At 73.8% G+C, this 4,691-nt stretch carries 3 protein-coding genes and 1 pseudogene; 3 read left to right on the forward strand and 1 reads right to left on the reverse strand.

The genetic code is table 11. The features are described from left to right. The 3 genes and pseudogenes from H5J33_RS24220 to H5J33_RS36815 all read left to right on the forward strand — a co-directional run. Positions 1–1,150: PHB depolymerase family esterase (locus H5J33_RS24220; RefSeq protein ID WP_258565357.1), on the forward strand; the 1,150-nt coding region annotated here is incomplete at its 5' end. A 140-nt stretch (positions 1,151–1,290) separates the two neighbouring features. Beyond that, positions 1,291–2,724 (forward strand): annotated as a pseudogene (locus tag H5J33_RS24225) (3-hydroxybutyrate oligomer hydrolase family protein); the annotation flags it as partial. Positions 2,725–2,790: 66 nt separating this feature from the next. Further along, positions 2,791–3,288, forward strand: coding sequence for a hypothetical protein (locus tag H5J33_RS36815; RefSeq protein WP_070026621.1), 498 nt, complete (start codon positions 2,791–2,793; stop codon positions 3,286–3,288). A 4-nt stretch (positions 3,289–3,292) separates the two neighbouring features. Here H5J33_RS36815 and H5J33_RS24230 read toward each other — a convergent pair. After that, positions 3,293–4,691, reverse strand: a 1,399-nt coding sequence (locus H5J33_RS24230) for an N-acetylmuramoyl-L-alanine amidase (RefSeq protein WP_181796998.1), incomplete at its 5' end; no start/stop codon positions are given.

The following is a 4,691-nucleotide window of genomic DNA, read 5'->3' on the forward strand; positions in this document are numbered from 1 at the left end:
CACCGCGCTCGCCGCCCCCGCCCCCCAGGCCCGCGCCGCCGTCACCCTCACCAGGGTGAGCGACTTCGGGTCCAACCCGGGAGCCCTCACCATGTACGTGTACCGGCCCGCCACCCTGCCGGCCCACCCCGCGGTCGTGGTGGCCCTGCACGGCTGCACCCAGAACGCCCAGGTCTACGCCGACAACTCCGGGCTGCCCCGGCTCGCCGACGAGGACGGCTTCCTGCTGGTGCTCGCCGAGACCGGCACCGGCAACAACGCGAGCAAGTGCTTCAACTGGTTCCAGTCCGGCGACAACCGGCGCGGCCAGGGCGAGGCCCTGTCCGTGCGGCAGATGGTGGGCCACGCCGTCACCGCCTACGGCGCCGACCCGGGCCGCGTCTACGTCACCGGCCTGTCCGCCGGCGGCGCCATGACCGCGGTCATGCTCGCCACCTACCCCGACGTCTTCTCCGCGGGCGCGGTCGTCGCGGGCCTGCCCTACGACTGCACCAAGGACAACAGCCCCTACCTCTGCATGAACCCCGGCGTCGACCGGAGCCCCGCCGACTGGGCCCAGCGGGTGCGCGACGCCTACCCGTCGTACACCGGGCCCTGGCCGCGCGCGGCCATCTGGTACGGCGACCAGGACACCACCGTCGTACCGCGCAACGCCACCGAACTGCGCGATCAGTGGACAGCCCTGCACGGCCTGTCCCAGACGCCCACCCGGACCACGGCCATCGGGCCGGACGCCACCCGGCAGGACCAGTACCTGGCCGCCGACGGCACCGTGGCCGTCGAGGTCGACCGGGTCCCCGGCATCGGCCACGGCACCCCGGTCGACCCCGGCACCGGCGCCGAGCAGTGCGGCAGCACCGGCGCCCCGTACTTCCCCGGCTCCATCTGCTCCAGCCGCTGGATCGCCCGGTTCTTCGGCCTGGACACCACCGCCCCCGGCGACCCCGGCCCCGGCGACCCCGGTCCCGCCGCCTGCTGGACGGCGAGCAACTACGCCCACGTCCAGGCGGGACGGGCCACCACCAGCGGCGGCTCCGCCTACGCCGTCGGCTCCGGCCAGATCATGGGCCTGTACAACACGTTCGTCACCCACACCCTGAAGGAATCACCCACGGGCTACTTCACCCTCGCCGACAGCGGATGCCCCTGACCACCCGTCAGCGGCCGTACAACGCCGCCATGGTGGCCGGCACCGACGAACGGGCCGCCATCATGGCGGCCCCGCACATGTCCGGAACCCCCACACCGCACCTAACCTCCAGCGCGTCCCCAACCCGCCGGAGGAGCCGTATGCTTCCGCTGAATCCGCGCCGAAGAGAACACCGCGCCCGGCGCACCCCCCTCGGCGCCCTGTCGCTCGCCACCGTCTGCGTGCTCCTGGCCACCCCGGTCACCCCGGCCGGCGCCACGACCGCCGTCCCCGGAAGCCCCGACGCCCACTGCGCCGGCCGCGCCCTGCTGCGCGTACCCGGCGCCGCCCGTCAGCAGGCCGACTGCCTGGACGAGCTGACCACCGCCGGAACCGTCGCCTCCGGCCACACCGACCCGGCCGACTACGCGGGCCTCACCCCCAAGGACCTGCCCACCCCCACCGGCGTCCCCGGCATCCAGGTCGACGGCTACTTCCCGGACACCTCCACCACCAACACCGACCACGGCTGGCACCACGACTCCCAGTTCGTGATCCGGCTGCCCGACCGCTGGAACGGCGGCCTGGTCGTCGCGGGCACCCCCGGCAACCGCGAGCAGTACGCGGGCGACCGGGCCATCGCCGACTGGGTCCTCGCCCGCGGCTACGCCTACGCCGCCACCGACAAGGGCAACACCGGCACGGCCTTCTTCCGCGACGGCCGCCGGCCCGGCGACGCCATCGCCGAATGGAACACCCGCCTCACCCAGCTCACCCGCGCCGCCCGCACCGTCGTCGCGCAGCGCTACCACCGGCCCCCGGCCCGCACCCTCGCCACCGGCCTGTCCAACGGCGGCTACCTGGTGCGCTGGCAGCTGGAGAACCACCCCGAGCTCTATGACGGCGGCGTCGACTGGGAGGGCACCCTGTGGCGCGCCGACGGCCCCAACCCGCTCACCTTCCTGCCGGCCGCCCTGCGCCACTACCCCGACCACGCCGCCGGCGGCCCCCGGGCCGCCGAGGCCACGGCGGCGATGCACCGGGCCGGCTACCCGGCCGGCTCCGAGTTCCTGTGGCCGTACCACCACCAGGTCTACTGGGACCTCACCCAGCGCATCTACCGCGAGGAATTCGATCCCGGCTACGACGGCGCCACCGAGGCGGGCACCCCGTACTGCGCCTCCGGCACCCCCGGCTGCGACGCCGACTACGCCTACCCGGCCCGCCCCGCCGCCGTCCACCGTGCGGTCGCCCGCATCGCGCTGACCGGCCGCATCGGCAAACCCCTGATCACCCTCCAGGGCACCCTGGACGTGCTGCTCCCCATCAGCCGGGACTCCGACGTCTACGCCCGCATGGTCCACGCGGCCGGCCGCGGCTCCCTGCTGCGCTACTACCGCATCGAGGACGGCACCCACACCGACTCCCTGGCCGACGTCTTCCCCGACCGGCTGCGCCCGATGGTGCCCTGCCACCGTGCCGCGTTCACCGCCCTGGAGCGCTGGATCGCCGGAGCGGGCCTCCCCCCGGCGGACCACACGGTCGCCCGCCCGGCCGGCGCGGACCCCGCCACCCTGCTCACCAGCTGCCCGCTGGGCCAGGGGCTGTCTCCCGGGCGCCCGCAGGTCACCTGGCGGGGCACGGGCACGTACCATGGCCGCATGTCGTTCCTCCGCCGCCGCAGCGCGACCCCCGCCGGACCCGACTTCGACGTGCTGGCCATGGACCCGGGCGACTGGCCGGGCAATCTCGGCGCGGGCCTGCTGCCCGCCCCCGACGGCACCTGCCAGGGCGTCTTCCTGCGCTACGACCTGTTCGGCGGACGCGGCCCCGCCATGATCATCGGCAATCTCCCGGAGGGCTCCCCGGCCCGCGAGGTCGCCGAGGGCGAGATCCCCTTCGAGGTGGGGCAGCTGCTGCTGGCGCTGGAGAACGACGAGGAGGTCACCGTCGTCGGCACCGAGGACACCCCGGTGCTCCAGGGCGACAACCTCCTCATCGTGCGGCGGCTGAAGCTCTCCGAGAGCCGGATCTCCTGCGTCCAGTTCGACCGCAGCGACGGCGTGCTGGTGACCATCGCCGCCTGGGACCGGCCCATCACGGACGACCTGTACGCCCTGCTGAAGCCGCTCCCGGCGGAACTGTTCCAGCAGGGCTGAGACCTCACCGGCCGGCCGCGGCCCCGTCCTCGACCGTCACGTCGGCGGCCCGGACGAAGGCGACCCGGTGGCCGTACTGGATCTCGTAGTACCGGTCCTCGCCCACCACCACCCGGTGCGCGTCGGGGGTGAAGGTGACCGCGTAGTAGTACTCGCCCGGCATCTCGTCACCGACCACATAGCGCTGCCCGGCCGGGATCGTGTAGGGCAGCGGCACCACCGACTGGGCGGGGACGCCCGCCGGATAGGCCGCCTTCTCCGGGTAGGCACGGCCGTACACCGGCACGCTCGCCAGGCCCTCGCGCGGGGTCACCACCAGGCCCCTCGCGGGCACCGCCGTCCGCTCTCCGGCCGGGTCACGGAACCAGGCCTTCTGCCCCAGGTACCAGATGGCCGTCCAGCCGCCCCAGCGGCCGGCCACCGCGTACTGCTGGCCGGTGGAGACCCGCGAGGACAGATCGTTCACCCCGTCGGTCGGGCCCGTCCTCAGCCCGATGTCCCTGACCAGCGGCGCGCTCTCGTCGTGGTCCGTGTACAGCCGCACCTCGCCCGAGCCGTGCGCCGGGCACGGCTCGCCCTTGGCGGTGCAGCCGGTGTACACGGGCTGGTTCTCGTCGTAGTCCGGCAGCACCGTCAGCACTCCCGAGTGCGGGCCGGCCGTGCGCCCCAGCGGCCGGCCCAGCAGCCGGAAGTAGTGCCGCCAGTCCCAGTACGGGCCCGGGTCCGTGTGCATCCCGGGGATGGTGGACGCGGTCGGCCCGGGCACGTTGTCGTGGCCCAGGATGTGCTGCCGGTCCAGCGGGATGCCGTACGTCCTGGCCAGGTACCGCACCAGCCGCGCCGAGGAACGGTACATCTCCTCCGTGTACCAGGCGTCCGGAGCGGCCAGGAAGCCCTCGTGCTCGATGCCGATCGACCGGGCGTTGACGTCCCAGTTGCCCGCGTGCCAGGCCACGTCCTTGGTCTTCACATGCTGGGCGATCAACCCATCCGTCGAGCGAATCGTGTAGTTCCACGACACATAGGTGGGGTCCTGGATCAGATTCATGACCCCTTCCCAGGCGCCCTCCGTGTCATGGATGACGATGTACTTGATCCGCTGGGAGGCCGGGCGGTCGGCGAGGTCGTGGTTGCCGTAGTCGCCGTCCCCGAACTCCTCGTACGGTGCCGGGACCGAGACGCACGAGACCGACCGGGGACACTCGGTGCCGTCCGCCGGCAGGGTGCGCAGGCCCGCCCGCCGCAGCCGCCGGGTGTCGGGGACCCGGCCGGGCCGGGCGGCCAGGGTCACCAGCTGGCCGTCGTCCGTGACCCGTTCCTCGCCGGTGCGCAGCACGTCGTACACGTCGTCGGCGTACGCGGCGGCGGTGGCCGTGTCGTCGGCGCCGGAGAACCGGGCCACC

Origin of the sequence: Streptomyces sp. WELS2, assembly GCF_013870595.1 — a bacterium.
Classification (GTDB): domain Bacteria; phylum Actinomycetota; class Actinomycetes; order Streptomycetales; family Streptomycetaceae; genus Streptomyces.

What these genes read in the sequence shown, in the direction of transcription:
- H5J33_RS36815 (WP_070026621.1), top strand. Translation starts at nt 2,791, where the DNA reads ATGTCGTTCCTCCGCCGCCGCAGCGCGACCCCCGCCGGACCCGACTTC.